16 protein-coding genes and 1 tRNA gene are annotated in these 19,865 nt (G+C 69.4%); 11 read left to right on the top strand and 6 right to left on the bottom strand.

Annotation, left to right across the window (positions count from 1 at the left end; translation table 11 throughout):
• Positions 1–19: 19 nt before the first annotated feature.
• The 5 genes from pqqC (at position 20) to HEP74_RS05750 (ending at position 4,615) form a co-directional block, all read left to right on the top strand.
• Entirely contained in the window at positions 20–766 is a 747-nt protein-coding gene (gene pqqC / locus HEP74_RS05770; RefSeq protein WP_185815591.1) for a pyrroloquinoline-quinone synthase PqqC, read from the top strand.
• Positions 763–1,041: a pyrroloquinoline quinone biosynthesis peptide chaperone PqqD gene (pqqD, locus tag HEP74_RS05765; RefSeq protein WP_185815590.1), complete on the top strand. Its 279-nt coding sequence runs from the start codon at positions 763–765 to the stop codon at positions 1,039–1,041. Before pqqC ends, pqqD begins: the two co-directional genes overlap by 4 nt.
• Positions 1,038–2,159, top strand: a complete 1,122-nt coding sequence (gene pqqE, locus HEP74_RS05760; protein ID WP_185815589.1) for a pyrroloquinoline quinone biosynthesis protein PqqE — start codon at positions 1,038–1,040, stop codon at positions 2,157–2,159. Before pqqD ends, pqqE begins: the two co-directional genes overlap by 4 nt.
• 151 nt (positions 2,160–2,310) lie before the next feature.
• Entirely contained in the window at positions 2,311–2,823 is a 513-nt protein-coding gene (locus HEP74_RS05755; protein WP_185815588.1) for a hypothetical protein, read from the top strand.
• Between the two features lie 40 nt (positions 2,824–2,863).
• Positions 2,864–4,615: a chloride channel protein gene (locus HEP74_RS05750; RefSeq protein ID WP_524540788.1), complete on the top strand. Its 1,752-nt coding sequence runs from the start codon at positions 2,864–2,866 to the stop codon at positions 4,613–4,615.
• 261 nt (positions 4,616–4,876) lie between these two features.
• Here HEP74_RS05750 and hrpA read toward each other — a convergent pair whose 3' ends face one another.
• Positions 4,877–9,064, bottom strand: a complete 4,188-nt coding sequence (gene hrpA, locus HEP74_RS05745; RefSeq protein ID WP_185815586.1) for an ATP-dependent RNA helicase HrpA — start codon at positions 9,062–9,064, stop codon at positions 4,877–4,879.
• 94 nt (positions 9,065–9,158) lie between these two features.
• Between hrpA and HEP74_RS05740 the strand changes: the two genes are divergently transcribed.
• The 4 genes from HEP74_RS05740 to HEP74_RS05725 all read left to right on the top strand — a co-directional run bounded on the left by HEP74_RS05740 (position 9,159) and on the right by HEP74_RS05725 (position 13,026).
• Positions 9,159–9,725 carry a Dps family protein gene (locus HEP74_RS05740; RefSeq protein WP_255423692.1) on the top strand — a complete coding sequence of 189 codons (567 nt, stop codon included), beginning with the start codon at positions 9,159–9,161 and terminating at the stop codon, positions 9,723–9,725.
• Between the two features lie 220 nt (positions 9,726–9,945).
• Positions 9,946–10,482: a hypothetical protein gene (locus tag HEP74_RS05735; RefSeq protein ID WP_185815585.1), complete on the top strand. Its 537-nt coding sequence runs from the start codon at positions 9,946–9,948 to the stop codon at positions 10,480–10,482.
• Positions 10,483–10,541: 59 nt separating this feature from the next.
• The gene (recQ, locus tag HEP74_RS05730) at positions 10,542–12,350 is read left to right on the top strand and encodes a DNA helicase RecQ (protein ID WP_185815584.1); all 1,809 of its coding nucleotides are present in this window, start codon (positions 10,542–10,544) and stop codon (positions 12,348–12,350) included.
• Positions 12,351–12,525: 175 nt separating this feature from the next.
• Positions 12,526–13,026 carry a hypothetical protein gene (locus HEP74_RS05725; RefSeq protein WP_185815583.1) on the top strand — a complete coding sequence of 167 codons (501 nt, stop codon included), beginning with the start codon at positions 12,526–12,528 and terminating at the stop codon, positions 13,024–13,026.
• 307 nt (positions 13,027–13,333) lie between these two features.
• Here HEP74_RS05725 and HEP74_RS05720 read toward each other — a convergent pair whose 3' ends face one another.
• Complete coding sequence (locus HEP74_RS05720; RefSeq protein WP_185815582.1) at positions 13,334–15,442, bottom strand: TonB-dependent receptor; 2,109 nt, start codon at positions 15,440–15,442, stop codon at positions 13,334–13,336.
• A gap of 187 nt (positions 15,443–15,629) precedes the next feature.
• On the opposite strand from HEP74_RS05720, the gene HEP74_RS05715 reads away from it, so the two are divergent.
• Positions 15,630–16,262 carry a TetR/AcrR family transcriptional regulator gene (locus HEP74_RS05715; protein WP_185815581.1) on the top strand — a complete coding sequence of 211 codons (633 nt, stop codon included), beginning with the start codon at positions 15,630–15,632 and terminating at the stop codon, positions 16,260–16,262.
• Between the two features lie 99 nt (positions 16,263–16,361).
• Here HEP74_RS05715 and HEP74_RS05710 read toward each other — a convergent pair whose 3' ends face one another.
• Positions 16,362–16,979 (bottom strand): LysE/ArgO family amino acid transporter, encoded by a 618-nt coding sequence (locus HEP74_RS05710; protein ID WP_185815580.1) that lies wholly within the window; start codon positions 16,977–16,979, stop codon positions 16,362–16,364.
• Between the two features lie 102 nt (positions 16,980–17,081).
• On the opposite strand from HEP74_RS05710, the gene HEP74_RS05705 reads away from it, so the two are divergent.
• Entirely contained in the window at positions 17,082–17,990 is a 909-nt protein-coding gene (locus tag HEP74_RS05705) for a LysR family transcriptional regulator ArgP (RefSeq protein ID WP_185815579.1), read from the top strand.
• A 258-nt stretch (positions 17,991–18,248) separates the two neighbouring features.
• On the opposite strand, the gene HEP74_RS05700 is transcribed toward HEP74_RS05705, so the two are convergent.
• The 3 genes from HEP74_RS05700 to queE form a co-directional block, all read right to left on the bottom strand.
• Positions 18,249–18,324 (bottom strand) — tRNA-Lys (locus HEP74_RS05700).
• Between the two features lie 63 nt (positions 18,325–18,387).
• On the bottom strand, positions 18,388–19,053 hold the full coding sequence (gene queC / locus HEP74_RS05695) for a 7-cyano-7-deazaguanine synthase QueC (protein ID WP_185815578.1): 666 nt from the start codon (positions 19,051–19,053) through the stop codon (positions 18,388–18,390).
• Between the two features lie 115 nt (positions 19,054–19,168).
• The gene (queE, locus tag HEP74_RS05690) at positions 19,169–19,846 is read right to left on the bottom strand and encodes a 7-carboxy-7-deazaguanine synthase QueE (RefSeq protein WP_185815577.1); all 678 of its coding nucleotides are present in this window, start codon (positions 19,844–19,846) and stop codon (positions 19,169–19,171) included.
• Positions 19,847–19,865 lie beyond the last annotated feature (19 nt).

Genomic DNA, 19,865 nt, shown 5'->3' with positions numbered 1-19,865 from the left:
CACCTGCGAGCATCCGCCCGTGAACGCATTGCTGAGCCCCGAGCAGCTGGAAGCGGAACTGCGCGCGATCGGCGCGCGCCTGTACCACGACCAGCATCCGTTCCACGCGCTGCTGCACAGCGGCCGGCTCGAACGCGGCCAGGTCCAGGCCTGGGCGCTGAACCGCTACGAATACCAGCGCTGTATCCCGTTGAAGGACGCGGCGATCCTGGCGCGGATGGACGATCCGGCGCTGCGCCGGATCTGGCGCCAGCGCATCGTCGACCACGACGGCAGCGCCGAGGGCGAAGGCGGCATCGCGCGCTGGCTGCACCTGACCGACGCGCTGGGCCTGGACCGCGAGCTGGTGCAATCCGGCCGCGCGCTGCTGCCCGGCACCCGCTTCGCGGTGCAGGCCTACCTGCACTTCGTGCGCGAGAAGAGCCTGCTGGAGGCGATCGCCTCGTCGCTGACCGAGCTGTTCGCGCCGGGCATCATCGGCCGCCGCGTCGCCGGCATGCTGCAGCACTACGATTTCGTCTCGCGCGAGGCGCTGGCGTATTTCGAACACCGCCTGCACGAGGCGCCGCGCGATTCGGACTTCGCCCTGGACTACGTCAAGCGCCACGCCGACACGGTGGAAAAGCAGCAACTGGTGCAGGACGCGCTGCGCTTCAAGTGCGGCGTGCTGTGGTCGCAGCTGGACGCGCTGCACTTCGCCTACGTGCAACCCGGCGTGGCCTGGCCGGACGCGTTCGTCGCCATCCCGGCGCAGGCGGCGGCATGAGCGCCTTGGCGCCCGACAGCTGCCCGCGATTGGCGGCCGGCGTGCGCCTGCAGCACGACCGCACCCGCGCGCAATGGGTGCTGCTGGCGCCGGAACGAGTGGTCGAACTGGACGAGATCGCGCATGCGATCGTGTCGCGCTGCGACGGCGCGCGCTCGCTGGCGGCGATCGCCGCGGAACTGGCCGCGGAGTTCGATGCCGATCCGGCCGAGGTCGAGCGCGACGTGCTCGAACTGGCCGCGGACCTGCACGGCAAGCGCCTGCTGCGCGCATGAACGCGACCGTGCCGCCTCCGCTGTCGCTGCTGCTCGAGCTGACCCACCGCTGCCCGCTGGCCTGCCCGTACTGCTCCAACCCGATCGCCCTGGCCGCCCTGCGCGAGGAGATGGACACCGCCGGCTGGCGCTCGGCGCTGGACCAGGCCGCGGCGATGGGCGTGCTGCAGGCGCATTTCTCCGGCGGCGAACCGATGCTGCGCAAGGACCTGCCGGAGCTGGTCGCGCATGCGCGCGGGCTGGGCCTGTACAGCAATCTGATCACCTCCGGCGTGGCTGGTGGCGCGCCGATGCTGGCGCAACTGGCCGCCGCCGGGCTGGAACACGTGCAACTGAGCGTGCAGGACGCCGACGCCGCCGGCGCCGACTTCATCGCCGGCTACCGCGACAGCCTGGCCAAGAAGCGCGCCTTCGCCGCCGCGGTCACCGCGCTCGGCCTGCCGCTGACGATCAACGCGGTGATCCACCGCCACAACGCCGAACGGGTGCCGGCGATGATCGAGCTGGCGCTGGAACTGGGCGCCGAACGCCTGGAAGTGGCCCACACCCAGTACTACGGCTGGGGCCTGCGCAACCGCGCCGCGCTGATGCCCAGCCGCGCGCAGATCGACGCCACCGTGGTCGCGGTGACCGCGGCGCGCGAACGGCTGCGCGAGCGGCTGACCATCGACTTCGTCACCCCCGACTATTACGCGCACCGGCCCAAGGCGTGCATGGGCGGTTGGGGCCAGCGCTTCGTCAACATCTCTCCCCGCGGCGACGTGCTGCCCTGCCACGCCGCCGAGACCCTGCCGGACATGGTGTTCGAAAACCTGCGCGAGCGTCCGCTGGCGGCGATCTGGCAGGACGGCGAGGCGTTCGCCCGCTACCGCGGCACGGCGTGGATGCCGGAGGTGTGCCAGGGCTGTCCGAAACGCGAAATCGACTGGGGCGGCTGCCGCTGCCAGGCGCTGGCGCTGAGCGGCGACGCGGCCACGCTGGACCCGGTCTGCGAGCGCGCGCCGGAGCATGCCGACCTGCAGGCGCTGGCCCAGCGCGAGGCGGCCGGCGCGGCGCCGGAATTCGTGTACCGGCGTCCGGCGCGGCCGCACGCCGCCACCGAGCCAAACACTGGCTGAGCGTCGGATCGCCCTGTCCGCCTGCGCCAGCGGCGATCGACGGCGGCGTGGATGGCGCGCAACCCGGCATGACGGCGCGCCGCCACGCACCCGGCACCGGCGGTGCGGCTTGCGACTACACTACCCCGCATCCCACTGCCCGGATCCCGCCATGCTGCTTGCGCGCCTCACTCCCCTGGTCCTGTGCGCGGCGCTCGCCGTGTCCGCCGCTCCCGCCGCCGCCCAGCGCACCGTCGCCGGCGACCTGCAGACGCAGATGTCGGCGCAGGAGTTCAAGGCCGCCGGGCTGGACAAGCTGTCGCCGCAGGAACTGACCGCACTGAACGACTGGCTGCAGGGCAAGGTCGCCAAGGAGACCGCGGTGGCGCTGGAGAAAGCCAAGGAAGAAGGCCGCCAGGAAGTGATCGTGAAGAACCGCGGCTTCTTCGACTTCGGCAGCCAGGAGCCGATCGAAAGCACCCTGGTCGGCGAATTCACCGGCTTCTCCAAGGGCCGCCGCTACGTGCTGGCCAACGGCCAGGAATGGGAGCAGACCGAGTCCGCCAGCCTGAGCAGCGTGCGCCGCAGTGCGCCCAAGGTGCGGATCAAGCCGGGCATCGCCGGCGTGTGGTACATGCAGGTCGATAACTACAACACCCAGGCCAAGGTGCGCCGCGTCAAGTAAGGCGCGTGCCGTGAACGTACGCCAGCATCCGCGGCTTGGCCTGGCCGACGCCTCGCACAGCCTCGCCGACGCGCTGCGCCGGCGCTTCCGCGCCAGCGATGTCTGGTTCATCGCGCTGGCCCTGCTGGTCGGCCTGGTCGCCGGCCTGCTGACCCTGCTGCAGAGCGGCCTGGCGCACGGCGCGCAGGCCTGGCTGTACGGCCTGGACGTGGATGCCCGGCTCAGCGCGATGCCCGAACTGAGCCTGGGCCAGTTGCTGGTGCTGCCGCTGGGCGGGTTGCTGGTCGGCCTGCTCGGCATGGCCGCACGCGCGCGCAAGCGCCAGTTGATCGATGCGGTCGAAGCCAATGCGCTGTACGGCGGGCGCATGTCGATGCGCGACAACCTGATCGTGTCCGCGCAGACCCTGCTGTCCAACGGCTGCGGCGCCTCGGTCGGGCTGGAGGCGGCGTACACGCAGATGGGCGCGGGCAGCGGCTCGCACCTGGGGCGGATCCTGCGCCTGCGCCGCGCCGACATCCGCACCCTGGTCGGCGCCGGCGCCGGCGCGGCCATCGCCGCCGCGTTCGGCGCGCCGCTGGCCGGCGCGTTCTACGCATTCGAGATCGTGATCGGCGCGTATTCGCCATCGGCGCTGGCGCCGGTGGCGGTGGCCTCGCTGGGCGCGGTGTTCGTGGCCCAGGCCGCCGGCGTGCAGCCGTATCTGCTGCCGGCTTCGGCGGCGTCCGCGCTGGAAGCGCGCGACTACGTGCTGTACGCGCTGCTCGGCGTGATCTGCGCGCTGCTGGCGGTGGCGGTGATGCGCCTGGTCACCGCGATCGAGCAGGCGGTCAACCGCAGCCCGCTGCCGCGCTGGGCGCGGCCGGTGGCCGGCGGCCTGATGCTGATCCCGCTGGCGCTGATCACTCCGCAGGTGCTCTCCTCCGGGCACGGCGCGCTGCACCTGGACCTGACCAGCCCGACCTCGCTGCGCTGGCTGGGCGTGCTGTTGCTGCTCAAGTGCCTGGCTTCAGGCATTTCCCTGGGTTTCGGCTTCCGCGGCGGCCTGTTCTTCGCCTCGCTGTTCATGGGCTCGCTGGTCGGCGGCCTGTTCGCCGGACTGTTGAACCTGGGCACCGGCATGGCCCTGGTCGACGGCACCGCCGCGTCGCTGGCAGGCATGGCCGCGCTGGCTGCGGCGGTGGTCGGCGCGCCGATGACGATGGCGATGCTGGTGCTCGAGGGCACCCACGATTTCGTGCTGGCCAGCGCGGTGATGGTGGCGGTGCTGGTGGCCAACACCATCGTGCGCCAGGTATTCGGCTATTCGTTCTCGACCTGGCGCCTGCACCTGCGCGGCGAGACCATCAAGAGCGCGCGCGACGTAGGCTGGGTCAAGCACCTGAGCGCCGGGCGGATGATGCGCCAGGACGTGCACCCGCTCGCCGCCGGCACCTCGGTGGCCGAGTTCCGCCGCCGTTTCCCGCTCGGCTCGGGCGTGCGCGTGGTGCTGGAAGACGAACACGGCCACTACGCCGGGCTGGTGACGCTGGCCGCGGCCTACGCCGATGGCGTGAACGCCGACGCGGCCATTGCCGACTACGCCGGCAACCGCGACGTGGCGCTACGCGCCGAGACCGACGTGGTCACCGCGATGCGCCAGTTCGACCTGACCCAGAGCGACGAACTGGCGGTGGTCGACGCCGACGGCAAGGTCCTCGGCGTGCTGACCGAGAGCTTCGTACGCAAGCGTTACGCCGAGGAGCTGGACAAGCGCCAGCGCGAGCTGATGGGCGAGCGGGTGGATGATTGATCGGAGACTCGGGACTCGGGATTTTCGCAAGTGCGCCGCATGTTTGCTTTTCTGTAGGAGCGGCTTCAGCCGCGACGCTTTACCGATAACGCGTCGCGGCTGAAGCCGCTCCTACAGAAAAGCGAATGATCCACAGCTAGAAAAGTCGCTTTTTCTTCAAAGAAAGCGGCACTTTTTTCATCAAATCGCTTGACAGCGATTTGCGCAGGAACATCATCCTGTCGTCCCGAGTCCCGAGTCCCGAGTCCCGAGTCCCGAGTCTCACCTCAACGCCGTAACTCTCTGCGCCAGCTTCTTCGCCGAGATCCCCGGCTTGGCGCCCAGTTCCTGCGCGAACAGCGACACGCGCAATTCCTCCAGGTCCCAGCGCAGTGCCTGCCACTGCGGGTCGGCGCTGCGCCCGGCCGCGGCGGCAGCGGCCAGCGCATCCACGAACGGCTTGAGTTCCAGCATCCGCGCCTGGTCGCGCGCCGGATCGCGCTTGGCGCGTTCGGCGCGCAGGATCATCGCGCGCAGGTAGCGCGGGAACTGCGCCAGCGCGGTCGCCGGCGTTTCGCGCAGGAAGCCCGGATGCACCAGCGCCGCCAGCTGCGCGCGCAGGTCGTCGAGGTTGCCGCTGGCCCAGCCCATCAGCGGCGATTCCAGCTGCGGTTTCAGTTCCGCCGCCGCGCCCATGATCGCCTCGGCCAGCTTCAACCGCTCCATCGCCTCGCCGAACAACTGCTTGCCGGCGGCATCGCGGCGCTGGGCGAAGCTGCCCGGGTCGCGGATCGCATCCAGGCCATCTTCGAGCAAGGCATTCAACGCCGCATCGACCAGATCGCCGCGCAAGCGCTCCTGCGACTCGATCGCCGCATACAGCAGCCCGGTCTTCGGCGACACCGGCAGCTGCTTGCGCGCCTGCTTGACCTTGTCGGCCAGCGCAATTTCCAGCAAGCGGCGCACGCCGCGCGGATGCGCCGCCTCGGCCTGCGCACGGTCGGCGAAGATGCGCAGCGCCGCCGCCTCGCCTTCGTCCACCAGCGCCGGATACGCCGGCACCCCCGCTTCGCCCGGTACCTGCAGCGGGATCGGCGCGGACGGGAACTCGCGCAGCCCGTCCGCGGCCATCTCGCGCCCGGCGCGGGCGGCGAACGCCTGCCCGGCGCGGTCGCCGAAGCGCGCGCGCAACGCGTCCAGGTCGCGCGCTTCGGCCAGCACCTTGCCGGCGTCGTCGCGCAATCGCAGGTTCATGCGCAGGTGTGGTTCCAGCGCGCTTTCGTCGAAGTCCAGCGCGCTCAGCGCCGCGCCGGTGGCACGTTGCAGGAAGCGCGCCAGCTCGCCGCGCATGTCGTCGGCGCTGGGCTGCGGGAACGCCTCGTAGAAGGCGCGGGCGAAGTCCGGCGCCGGCACGTAGTTGCGGCGCAACGCCTTGGGCAGGCTGCGGATCAGCGCCGCGGCCTTGTCGGCGACGAAGCCCGGCGCCAGCCACGACAGCCGCGCCGCATCCAGCGCATTGAGCAGGTGCAGCGGCACCTCCAGGGTCACCCCGTCGTCGGCCGCACCGGGTTCGAATTTGTAATGCAGCGCCAGCCGCGCGTCGCCCAGCGCGAAATACTTCGGATAGCGGTCGGCCTCGCTGCCTTCGCCCGGCAGCAGATCGGTCAGCGACCAGTGCAGCGCGCGCCGCTGCTCCGGCGGCAGCGCCTTCCACCACGCGTCCAGGCCGACGGCCGAGTGGATTTCGCCGGGAATCCGGTCCAGGTACCAGCGCGCCTGCCAGTCCTCGTCGGCGACGATGCCGGCGCGGCGCAGCTTGGCTTCTTCCTCGTGCGCCTGCGCCAACACTTTCTGGTTGTCGGCGACGAAACTGGCACGGGTGTTGATCTCGCCCGGCACCAGGCCCTGGCGCACGAACAGCTCGTGCGCGCCGGGCGGGTCGATGCGGCCGTAATGCACCGGCTTCTTCGGCGCCAGCACCAGCCCGAACAGACTGATCTGCTCCGACGCCAGCACCTGCCCCTGCGCGCGCGACCAATGCGGGTCGAAATGCTTGCGCGCCAGCAGGTGCGGCAGCTCGGCGATGACCCAGTCCGGCTCGACCGCGGCGTTGGTCATGCCCCACACCTTCTGCGTGTCCAGCAGCGTGGCCGGCAGCACCCACGGCGGCGGCTTGCGGGCAAGCGTGGAGCCGGGGAACAGCAGGAAGCGGCGCTGCCGCGGCGCCAGGAAATCGCCCTTCTCGGTGCGATGGCCGACCTGCGTCGGCAGGCCGGCGAGCAGCGCGCGGTGCAGCGCCTGGTAGGCGGCGGCGCGCTCGCGCTCGCTGGCACGTGGCGCGTCGTCGGTTTCGCTGACGGGTGGCGGCGCGGGCGCGGGAGCGACTGGCGCAACCGCCGCCGGCTCGCTGCGCCCTTCGCGCGCCAGCCGCGCGGCGCGATGCAGTTGCCCACGCGTGGTGCGCGCGTTGGTCTCGGCATCGCGGGTGGGCGGCGGCGACGCGGCGCCGGCCAGCAACGGCAGCAGCGAGGCCGCCGCCGGCTCCTCGCTCCAGCCCAGTTCCTCGCACAGCAGGTGCAGTTGGCGATGCAGTTCGCGCCATTCGCGCATGCGCAGGAAACCGAGGAAGTTGCGCCCGCACCAGTCGCGCAACTTGGACTGGGTCAACTCCTCGTGCGCCTGCCGGTAGCCGTCCCACAGGCGCAGGATGCCGACGAATTCCGAGCGCGCATCGGCGAACCTGGCGTGCGCGTTATCGGCCGCCTCGCGCGCTTCCGGCGGGCGCTCGCGCGGGTCCTGGATGCCCAGGAACGCGGCGATCACCAGCATCGGCCGCAGGCAGCCGTGCTGCTGCGCGGCCACCAGCATCCGCGCCAGCTTCACGTCCACCGGCAGCCGCGCCATCTTGCGGCCGATCTCGGTCAGCTTGCGCAGCCCATGGCGGTCGGGCTCGCCGACCGCGCCCAGTTCCACCAGCTGCTGCCAGCCGTCGGCCACCGCGCGCTCGTCCGGCGGCTCCAGGAACGGGAAGTCCTCGATCCGCCCCAGGCCCAGTTGCAGCATGCGCAGGATCACCCCGGCCAGGCTGGAACGGCGGATCTCCGGATCGGTGAACTCCGGCCGCGCCTGGAAATCGGCCTCGGCGTACAGCCGGTAGCAGATGCCCTCGGCCACGCGCCCGCAGCGGCCCTTGCGCTGGTTGGCGCTGGCCTGCGAGATCGGTTCGATGTGCAGCCGGTCCAGCTTCTGCCGAGGGCTGTAGCGCTTGACCCGCGCATAGCCGGGATCGACCACGTAGCGGATCCGCGGCACCGTCAGCGAGGTCTCGGCGACGTTGGTGGCCAGCACCAGGCGCCGCCGCGGGCCGGGATTGAACACCCGGTCCTGGTCGCTGTTGGACAGCCGCGCGTACAGCGGCAGCACTTCGGTCTCGCGGTACTTGCGCCGCTCCAGCGCCTGGTGCGCATCGCGGATCTCGCGCTCGCCGGGCAGGAACAGCAACACGTCGCCGCGCGGGTCGAGCCGGGTGATCTCGTCCACCGCCGCCACGATCGCATCGTTGACGGTGAGGCCGGGATTGGGGAGTCGGGAGTCGGGAGTCGCAACGGCCGTTCGCGGCGAACGTTGGCCTTCTCGCGCTTCTGCCAATCCCGAATCCCCACTCTCCAATCCCGGCTCTTCCAGCGGCCGGTAGCGCACTTCCACCGGGAACGTGCGGCCCTCGACGCTGATCACCGGCGCGCCGTCGAAATGCTCGGCGAAGCGCGCGGTGTCGATCGTCGCCGAGGTCACGATCACCTTCAGCTCCGGACGCTTGCGCAGCAGCTGCTTGAGGTAGCCGAGCAGGAAATCGATGTTGAGGCTGCGCTCGTGCGCCTCGTCGACGATGATCGTGTCGTAGCTGGACAGCCAGCGATCGCTGGCGATCTCGGCCAGCAGGATGCCGTCGGTCATGAACTTGATCCGGGTCTCCTCGCCGACCCGGTCGTTGAAGCGCACCTGGAAGCCCACCGCGCCGCCCACCGGCGTGCGCAGCTCCTCGGCCACGCGCGCGGCCACCGCGCGCGCGGCGATGCGCCGCGGCTGGGTGCAGCCGATCATGCCGGCGGCGCCGCGGCCTGCGGCCAGGCACAGCTTCGGCAGCTGCGTGGTCTTGCCCGAACCGGTCTCGCCGGCGATGACCACCACCTGGTGTGCGCGGATCAGCGCCACGATGCGCTCGGCCTCGCGCGCGATCGGCAACTGCTCGTCCAGGGTGATCGCCGGCGCCGCTGCCGCACGCGCCTCGCAGCGCGCCCGCGATTGGCCCAGCGCCTGCTCGAACGCTGCCTCCAATGCGGGATTGCCGGGCGCGGCCTGCCAGCGCGACCATAGGCCGAACAGGCGGCCGCGGTCGCGGGTCAGCGCCCCGTCGATCGCGTCGCGGCGCTCGCGCAGGCGGGTGGCCAGGTGTTTTTCGATAGTGCTCATCAATCGGGTGCCGTTGAACTTTGAATAACAGCGCATGCTTTAGTCTGTCTATTGTGACGCCATATCGTTCCCAACCCCTCAAGAGGATTCCCTGATGGCCAAGAGCAAGACCCCCGGCAAGACCAAGAGCCCCGCCAAGCAGGCCGCGTCCACCACGCCGCTGGCGGCGCTGGCGCCGTCCGCGCCCAACATCGATATCGGGATCAGTGGCGGCGACCGCAAGAAGATCGCCGACGGCCTGTCGCACTTCATGGCCGACGCGTTCACGCTGTACCTGAAGACCCACAACTTCCACTGGAACGTGACCGGGTCGATGTTCAACTCGCTGCACCTGATGTTCGAGACCCAGTACACCGAGCAGTGGGCGGCGCTGGACGACGTCGCCGAGCGCATCCGCGCGCTGGGCTTCAACGCGCCGGGTTCGTACAAGGAATTCGCCGCGCTGACCTCGATCCCGGAAGAGCCGGGCCTGAGCGACAGCGCCGACTGGCGCGAGATGGTGCGCCAGCTGGTGGTCGGCAACGAGGCGCTGTGCCGCACCGCGCGCAAGGCGCTCAAGACCGCCGACGATGCCGGCGACGACCCGTCGGTGGACATGCTGACCCAGCGCCTGCAGACCCACGAGAAGTACGCGTGGATGCTGCGGTCGCTGCTGCAATAAGCCCTGGGGCTTCGCCCCCTGGCGGGCTTACCCAAAGTTTCGCCGATGGCGAAACTTTGGGCCCCTGCTCACTCGCCTGCCACAACCCCGCGCCTGTCGGCGCGCCCCCTTGACTCAAGGGGGCTTGCACGCTGGAAGCTTCTGCGCAAGAGGCCTCCTGCCTCACGTACATCCTGCATACTGACGCACCAGGGTCGCGGCCCGCCCACATGGACGTTCGATGAGTGCTGCGTATCCCTCGCTGCGTCGCCCGCTGCTGGCCATCGTGCTGGGATGCGTCGTCGCTATCGCGGCTGGCTTGGCCGCCGGCTTTTATGCGTTGTGGCAGCTCGGCGACTCGGGCGTGCCCACCAATAGCGGACATGGCCTGGTCGCGTTGTTGCTCGCCGTGCTCACCGCGATCGGCTACAGCATCAGTTTTCTCGTCCCCGCGCTGAACTGGTTCGCCGGGGTATGGGCCGCGTGCGTCGCCCTGGCCCTGGCAGTGGACTGCTGCCAGCCGCAGCAGCGCAGCGTGCCGAAGATGACCGCACTGGCGCTGCTGGTGCTGCTGAGCGGCCTGGGCCTGGTGGCGATGGCGGTGCGGGCGCGCGGATACGACGCCGACGATACCGCGCAAGTGCTGGCGATGATCGCGCCGGTGCTGGCCTGCTCGGTGGCGCTGCTGGTCGCGTTGCCGGTGCTGCTGATCGGCCACTTCATCGGCAGGCGCCGCGCGCGTCGGTCGATGCCTACGCACGCGGCCGCTGGCGCCTGACATCGCGCTGCGTGGCAGCGGCGCACTGCCGCGCTTGACCTACGCGGTATCCTAGGCGCATGCAATCTTCCGCCCATTCCGTACTCGGCCGCGTGTTCGGCTACGACCAGTTCCGCGGTCCACAGCAGGACATCGTCGAACACGTCGCTGCCGGCCAGGACGCGCTGGTGCTGATGCCCACCGGCGGCGGCAAGTCGCTGTGCTACCAGATCCCCTCGCTGCTGCGCGACGGCACCGGCATCGTCATCTCGCCGCTGATCGCGCTGATGCAGGACCAGGTCGAAGCGCTGCGCCAGCTCGGCGTGCGCGCCGAATACCTCAATTCCACGCTGGACGGCGAAACCGCGCAGCGGGTCGAGCGCGAGCTGCTGGCCGGCGAGCTGGACCTGCTGTACGTCGCTCCCGAACGCCTGCTGACCCCGCGCTTCCTGTCGCTGCTCGAACGCAGCCGCATCGCCCTGTTCGCGATCGACGAGGCGCACTGCGTGTCGCAATGGGGCCACGATTTCCGCCCCGAGTACCGGCAGCTCACCGTGCTGCACGAGCGCTGGCCGCAGATCCCGCGCATCGCCCTGACCGCCACCGCCGATCCGCCGACCCAGCGCGAGATCGCCGAACGCCTGGACCTGACCCAGGCGCGCCACTTTGTCAGCTCCTTCGACCGTCCCAACATCCGCTACACCGTGGTGCAGAAGGACAACAGCAAGCGCCAGTTGCTGGATTTCCTGCGCGTGCACCGCGGCAGCGCCGGCATCGTCTACTGCATGTCGCGGCGCAAGGTCGAGGAGACCGCCGAGTTCCTGGCCAAGGAAGGACTCAACGCCCTGCCCTACCACGCCGGCCTGCCGGCCGAGGTGCGTGCCGCCAACCAGCGCCGCTTCCTGCGCGAGGACGGCATCGTGATGTGCGCCACCATCGCCTTCGGCATGGGCATCGACAAGCCGGACGTGCGCTTCGTCGCGCATACCGATCTGCCCAAGTCGCTGGAAGGCTACTACCAGGAAACCGGCCGCGCCGGGCGCGACGGCGAAGCCGCCGAGGCCTGGCTGTGCTACGGCCTGGGCGACGTGGTGCTGCTCAAGCAGATGATCGAAAAGGGCGAAGCCGGCGAAGACCGCAAGCGGGTGGAGCGGCGCAAGCTCGACCAGTTGCTGGGCTATTGCGAATCGATGCAATGCCGCCGCCAGGTGCTGCTGGCCGGCTTCGGCGAGACCTATCCGCAGCCCTGCGGCAACTGCGACAACTGCCTGACCCCGGCCGCGGCCTGGGACGCCACCGTGGCCGTGCAGAAGGCGCTGAGCTGCGTCTACCGCAGCGGCCAGCGCTTCGGCGTCGGCCACCTGATCGACATCCTGCGCGGCAGCGACGGCGAGAAGATCAAGCAGTTCGGCCACGACCAGCTCAGCACCTACGGCATCGGCAAGGACCTGGACGCGCGCGCCTGGCGCGGCGTGTTCCGGCAGCTGGTCGCCACCGGGCTGCTGGAAGTGGACAGCGACGCCTACGGCGGGCTGCGCCTGACCGACGCCAGCCGCCAGGTGCTCAAGGGCGAACGCCAGATCATGATGCGCCGCGAGGCGCCCAGCCGCGGCCGCGAACGCGGCGACCGCAGCGGCAGCCCGCGCACCGGCGTGCCGGTGCAGCCGCAGGACCTGAGCCTGTTCAACGCGCTGCGCGACCTGCGCGCCGGCCTGGCCAAGGAGCAGAACGTGCCGGCGTTCGTGATCTTCCACGACAGCACCCTGCGCAATATCGCCGAACAGCGCCCGACCAGCCTGGACGAACTGGCCCATGTCGGCGGCATCGGCGGCACCAAACTGGCCCGCTACGGCCAGCAGTTGGTCGATATCGTGCTGCAGCAGGGCTAGCGGCAGTAGGCGGAAGACGGCGCTTGCCGCCGCATCGCGAAAGATGGCCGGCGCCGGCAAGAAAATTCCCCGGCGCCGACAGGCCGGGTTCAACGTGATATTGATAGCGTCGGCTCATGGCGGCGCGCAGCGGCGGCTGCCGCCATCCAGTCCCTCTTTCCTTGGCGTACGTCCGATGAAACGATCCCTTCTGCTTGCCTGCGCCCTGCTCGCCGGCCCGGCAATGGCGCAAACCTCCGCCGACGGCGGTTCCGGCAGCAGCGACAGCGAAGCGGCCAAGCGCGCGCTGGACCTGAGCGTGCCGCAGCAGCCGATCACCTACGGCACCGACCCGGTGTACAAGGCCGATCCGCCCGGCGCCTACTACGGCGACACCAGCGGCACCTCGGCTTCGGCGCAGAAGGCGGCGGCCACACAGGCCCTGGCCGAGGCCGAGCAGGCGCGCGCCGACCGCTGCAAGGGCGACGTGCACGGCAGCGTCGCCACCGGCTTCGGCTATTCCTCGCGCGGCGGCAACAGCAACTACCAGGCCGCCAACCTCAACCTGTGCAAGACCTACTACAACGACGACGGCAAGCCGCGCGAAGTCGGCATCAGCATCAGCGTCGGCCAGAGCGAAGGCCATGGCGGCTATTACGGCCGCGGCGGCTATGGCTATCCCTACGGCGGCTGGTAGCCGCTAGCCAGCCACTACGCAGTAGAGGCTATGTGCTTGCGCCAGCATCGCGCGAGCACGCACCCGTCACGCCGAGGTCCATAGGCAACCAACGATTCGGCACGCGCGCCAGCCAGCGTGTGCGCCAAGCCAGGCTCCAGCGTCGCGACGCGCAAGAGAATTCGCTGGGGCAGGATCGGCAGGCGGAACGTCCACTTCCGCCGCATCCCGCATCCGTCGCCAGACCAAAGCACGTCGCGACGTGCCAGCAGCAACACACGAACCCCGCACATTCCGCGCCTGCGCCGCGCAGCAGCCGCCACGCAGATCAGAAATCCAGGCTGTAGCCCACCGTCAGCGTGCGCCCGCGCCCGGCGAAGTAGCGGTCCGGTTCGACCAGCGCGCTCTGCGAGTAGTAGGTGATGTACTGGCGATCGAGCAGGTTGGCCACGGCCAGGCGCAGTTCGCCCTGGCGCAGCCGGTAGTTCAGCGCCGCATCGACCAGCGCGTAGCCGCTGAAGCGCTTTTGCGGATCGTCGAAGCTGCGGCTGAACGCGTATTGCGCCTGCACGAAGCTGGACAGCCGCGGCGTCCATTGCGACGACCAACTGCCGATGACCCGGTTGGGCGCGATGTTCAGCCCGTCCAGATGCGCGTCCAGGCTGCCATTGCCGTCGCTGTCGTAGCGCCCGCGCGTGTACGCATAGGCCAGGCCGAGGCGCTGCCGCTCGTTGAGCCGGTACTTGGCGCTGGCGTCCACGCCCTCGATGCGGGTCTTCTCCCGCGCCATCTGGAACGCGCCGTCCACCGCGATCACGCGGGTGCCGTAGTCCGAGCGCGACTGGAACACGCCGACATCGACATCCCACGCCGCGCCGCGTAGGCGCGTGCCCAGTTCGATATTGCGGGTCAGCACCGGCTGCAGCGCGCTCAGGCTGGCGACGCTGGTGCCGGGCGTGTTGATCGAGCGCAGCACACGGCCCACGTCGGGCATGCCGAAGCCTTCGGAATAGCTGGCGAAGACATTGAAGCGCTCGCTCGGCGCCAGCACCGCGCCGGCGTTGTACAGCGTCTCGGCGAAGGACAGGCTGCCGCCCTGCACCTGCACCCGGTTGTAGCGGGCCAGGGTCTGGTAGCTGTCGATGCTCAGCTTCGCGTCTTCGTGGCGCACGCCGCCATGCACGGTCAGCTGCGGCAGCAGCCGGTATTCGCCCTGCAGGAACGCGGCCAGGTCGCGGTACTCCGACTCGGGCACATAGGTGCGGCCGGTGCCGTACAGGTCCTGCTTGCCGCTGTCCCACAGGGTGTCGAAGCCGCCGGTGAGCTTGAGCCGGCCGTCGAACAGGTCGTCCTTGCCGAGACTGGTCTTGGACCCCCACTTGGACGCGACCGAACGCGACTGGTCGTACAGCGTGCCGTTGGGCGCGATACGCGGATCCTGGAAGGTCGCCGAGTTGTCGGCGCCGAACAGGCCTTCGAATTCCTGGTTGAACACCATCGCCTTCAGTTCCATGCCCGCCAGGTCGTGATGGGCATAGGACAGGCCGGTGGTCCATACGTCGTTCCACGGCGGCGTGCCTTCGGGCCGGCCGCGCACCGACGTAGTCGGGATGCCGAGATCGCGATCGCCGGCCACGCCGAGGTACTCGGCCTTGGACTTGATCCGGTAGCGGTTTGAACTGAACTGCAGTTCCTGCCGGTCGTCGATCCAGTAGCCCAGCTTGGCGTGCACGTCGTAGGCGCGCGTGGCCATCAGATCGCCCTGGGTCACGTCGGTGCCGATCGCGCGCCCGTCGCCGTCCAGGTACAGGCCCTGGTCCTCGTAGCCGACCGCGAGCAGGTAGTCGAGCTTGTCGCGGCGCCCGTCGATGCGGTAGCTGGTCCTGTAGCTAGTGGTCTCGGCGTCGACGTCGGTGGTCGGCACGGTGGCCTGCACCTCGACATGCTGGTTGAGCGTGCCCGGCTGCGGGCGGCGCGTGACCAGGTTGATGGTGCCGCCGGTAGCGCCCAGGCCATTCATCGCGTTGGCGCCCTGGATCACCTCGATGCGCTCGACCATCGCATAGTCGATGGTGTGCGCTTCGCGCCCGGTCGGGCGCAGCGGATTGGACTGCGGGATGCCATCGACCAGGATCAGCGGCGTGCGTCCGCGCAAGGTCTCGCCGCTGCCGTTCATCTTGCCGCGGCTGGGCGTATACGACGGCAGCAGGCTGGACAGCAGATCCGACGAATTGCTGCTGATGCTGAGCTGCTGGGCGATCTCCTGCTGGTCGATCACCACCACGGTCTGCGGCGCCGTGTCCGCGGGTTGGTCGGTACGCGATGCACTGACGACCACGGCGTCCAGCGTTTGCGTGGCGGGCGACTGCGCCCGGGCATCGGGAATGGCGGCCGTCGCCGGCAACATCGCGGCGAACAGGGAAAGCGGCAAACGCATCAACGGGTCCTTGGGCACGAGACGGCACCATCCAGGCGCCGCCCATTAACGAGAATGATTATTATACGCGAAGACATGATTCGGCCGCCGTCGTCCCCGTAGCGCAACTCCGCACTCGCGCTGGTCCGGCATGGCGCCAACGGCACAACCGCGTCACCATGTACATTCCCGTCCAGGATCGATCTCCATGTCCAACCTCGTTGACCTGCGCAGCGCCAGGGAACGCGAGCAACGCCGCTACGACGCCGCGTTGGACGCGGCCGAACAGTGCATCGCCGACAAGGGTGTCGGCGCGACCACCTTCGAACTGATCGCCGAGACCAGCGACGTCTCCTGCAGCGCATTGCGCCGGCGCTTCGGCGACAGGCGCGGATTGGTGCGGGCGCTGATGGAGCGCAGCTACGAGAGGTCGCTGCGCGCGATGTGGACGACCGAACGGCCGCCGCACCTGGACGCGACCGACTTCATCGCCGGCACGCTGGAAGAATGGCTGCTGTCCGAGGTCGACGAGCGGCGGTTGAGGTTCAACCTGGAAATGGACCTGGCCGCCGCGCGCGACCCCGAGCTGACCGCGTATGCGCGGCGTCTGGCCGTCTCCCTGGTCGAACATCTCGGCAACATGCTCAAGCGGCTGTTGCGCGAACACGGCAGCTGGAACGGCAGCGAGCAGGAATTCCAGGCGCGCGTCTACGCGGTCGCGGCGATGTGCGCCGGCCTGCAACTGATGATGATGGGCGTGGAACTCAAGCGCATGCACCTGCAAATGATCCTGAGCGAAAGCCTGGCCGGGATGCTCAGGAGCGCGCCCGCCTCCGCGTAGCGACCACGCGTGGCCGGCGCTTGGCTTGCGGCTGCTTGCCGCTGGCGTAACCGCACCCGGCGCGTGCCGTTGCAGTACCTCGCATTGCGGCCGAGCGCGTCAGCCGAGCGGTCGCAGCAGCAGCAATAGGCAGAGCACCAGCATGAACACCGCGATGCAGGCGTCCAACACCCGCCATGCGCCGGGCTTGCGGAACAGCGGCTGCAGCAATCGCGCGCCATAGCCCAGGCTGCAGAACCAGGCCACGCTCGCCAGGCAGGCGCCGCACGCGAACGCCCAGCGCAGCGCGCCCGGATAGCGGGTGGACAGGCTGCCGAGCAGGACCATCGTATCGAGATACACGTGCGGGTTGAGAAACGTGAAGCCCAGGCAGGTCAGCAGCACGCGGCGCCAGTTCGCCGGCGTCTCGCCCTGCGCCTTCAATGCGCCGGCACCGCGCCATGCGCGTTGCGCCGCCATCAGGCCGTAGACGCCGAGGAAGGCCGCGCCTGCATAGCGCAGCACCTGCAGCAGTGCGGGCCATTGCTGCACCAGCGCGCCGATGCCGGCGACCCCGAGCACGATCAAGGCGATATCCCCGACTGCGCAGACCGCCACCACCATGCCCACCTGCTGCCGCTGCAAGCCCTGGCGCAGGACGAACGCGTTCTGCGCGCCGATCGCGACGATCAAGCCGGCACCGGCGATGAAGCCGGCAAGCGATGCTTCGAGAATCATGAGGATGGCCAGGACTGCGGGAAGCGCATGCTGGCCTGGGCAGGGTGATTAGCCAAACTAAATATTCTGTAGGCTATGAAGAAATTCTAATCGGCCGAATGCATGGACCTGCTTCATCCGCAACTGTCGGCATTCGCCGCCGTGCTCGACGAAGGCAGCTTCGAGGCCGCCGCGCGCCGGCTGTCGCTGACGCCGTCGGCGATCTCGCAACGAATCAAGGCGCTCGAGGACCGCCTCGGGCAGGTGCTGGTGGTGCGCCAGTCGCCCTGCCGGCCGACGCCTGCAGGCGAAGCGCTGCTGCGCCGGGTGCGGCCGATGCAGGCGCTGGAGGCCGAGGCGATGGCCGATTTCCGGCCGAGCGCGGCCGACGCCGGACCCGCGCGCAGCATCGCGATCGCGGTCAACGACGACTCGCTGCAGACCTGGTTTCTCGCCGCGCTGTCGGCCCTGCACGACGCGCACGGTTTCCTGTTCGACGTGCACGTGGACGACCAGGACCACACGCTGGAACTGCTGCGCAACGGCACTGTGCTCGGTGCGGTCACGTCCGCGAGCAAGCCGCTGCAGGGCTGCAACGTGCATGCCCTGGGCAGCATGCGCTACCACGCGATCGCCTCGCCGGCGTTCGTCGCGCGCCACTTCGCCGCAGGATTCACAGCGGCCGCGCTGGCACAGGCACCGATGATGGTGTTCAACCGCAAGGATGCGCTGCAGGCCCGCTTCGTGCGGCGCATCACCCGCACCCGCCTGAGCCCGCCGATCCACTACCTGCCGACCTCGACCGGCTTCGTCGAAGCCGCCGCGCGCGGCCTCGGATGGTGCCTCGCCCCCGAGCAGATGCTCACGTCCGGATTGCGCGAGAAGCGGATCGTCGTCATCGATCCGCAGCGCTGGCTCGACGTGCCGCTGTATTGGCAGCACGCGGCGGTGCGCTCAAGCGTGCTGCAGCACATCGGCCAGGCGCTGCGCACGGCGGCGCGCGGCATGCAGGGCGACCGGCAACGCGCTTGAACCGAGGACATGCTCAGTTGCTGCATGTGTCGCGACCGAAGCCTTTCGCACAGTGACTTGCGGTCAGGCGTCTGGATGCACGGCAAAGAGGCTTCGACTAACGAAAGCTGCCTGCGGATTTGCTCGACGTATTTCCGGCGCTGCACTCACTGCGGCAACCAAAGTTCCGCGTGCCCGTTCACCGCCAGCGTTTTCAGGCGTGATTTCAAGAGGCGGTGGCGAAACCAGCGAAGACGACGCTTGAATCGCTGATCGAATTGGTGGGCCGTGATGGATTCGAACCATCGACCAAAAGATTAAAAGTCTTCTGCTCTACCGACTGAGCTAACGGCCCAAAACAACACCCCGGCCTTGCGCCGGGGTGCGTATTCTACCCCAGCCCCGCGTCAACGCGAAATCAGGCGTAGCGGGTCGGGTCGGCCACGCCGGCATCGGCGAAGCCGGCGGCGCGCAGGCGGCAGGCGTCGCAGTGGCCGCAGGCGCGGCCGTCGGCATCGGCGCGGTAGCAGGACACGGTGAGGCCGAAATCCACGCCCAGACGCTCGCCTTCGCGCACGATGTCGGCCTTGCTCATGCGCTGCAGCGGCGCGTGCACGCGCAGGCCGGCGCCTTCGACGCCGGCCTTGGTCGCCAGGTTGGCCAGGGTCTGGAACGCGTCGATGAACTCGGGACGGCAGTCGGGGTAACCGGAATAGTCCACCGCGTTGACGCCGCAGAAGATGTCCGCCGCGCCCAGCACCTCGGCCCAGCCCAGCGCCACCGACAGCATGATGGTGTTGCGCGCCGGCACGTAGGTCACCGGGATGCCCTCGCCGCCGGCGTCCGGCACCTCGATGTCGTCGGTCAACGCGGAGCCGCCGATGCTGCGCAGGTCGACGTTGACGGTCTTGTGCGCCACCGCGCCGAGCGCGGCGGCCACGCGCGTGGCCGCGTCCAGTTCGGAGGTATGCCGCTGCCCATAGCGGACGCTCAGCGCATGCACGGCATAGCCCTGCTCGCGGGCGATGGCGACGACGACGGCGGAATCCATGCCACCTGAGAGTAGGACGACGGCGTTTTTCATTGGGGGGCCGGGATTTGGGATTGGAGATTGGGGATTTGCAAAAGCTACAGCACGCGATCGGACGTCGGCGAGGGCTTCTGCGAATCCCCAATCCCGAATGCCCAATCCCGGCTTCTTACCGGCCCGGCTCGTCGTTCCACAGCAGCTTGTGCAACTGCATCTGGAAGCGCACCGGCAGGCGGTCGGCGACGATCCAGTCGGCCAGGTCGCGCGGCGCCAGTTCGCTCTTGCTCGGCGAGAACCATACGGTGCAGCGCTCGTGCAGGCGGTGTTCGGCGACGATCGCGCGCGCCCAGTCGTAGTCGGCGCGACCGCACAGCACGAACTTGATCTGGTCGCGGGCGGTCAGCAGCGGCAGGTTCTCCCAGCGGTTGCGATGCGCTTCCTGCGAGGCCGGGGTCTTGATGTCGAGCACCCGCGATACACGCGGGTCCACTTCGGCGATGTCCAGCGCGCCGGAGGTTTCCAGCGATACGTCGTAGCCGGCGTCGCACAGCTGCTCGAGCAGGCGCAGGCAGCGCTTCTGCGCCAGCGGCTCGCCGCCGGTCACGCAGACATGGCGCACGCCATGCCGCGCCACTTCGGCCAGGATCGCATCGATGTCCCACCACTGGCCGCCATGGAAGGCGTAGGCGGTGTCGCAATAGCTGCAGCGCAGCGGGCAGCCGGTCAGGCGCACGAACACGGTCGGCCAGCCGGCGCTCTCGGCCTCTCCCTGCAGCGACAGGAAGATCTCCGTCAGCTTCAGGCGCGGCAGCGGGCTTTGTACGATATCGCTGGGAACGGCGGCCATGGCGGGAAAGTATGCCCCC

Origin of the sequence: Xanthomonas sp. SS, from assembly GCF_014236835.1 — a bacterium.
GTDB lineage: Bacteria > Pseudomonadota > Gammaproteobacteria > Xanthomonadales > Xanthomonadaceae > Xanthomonas_A.
The sequence above is the reverse complement of the archived record's forward strand: the minus strand, read 5'-3'. Positions and strand labels throughout refer to the sequence as shown.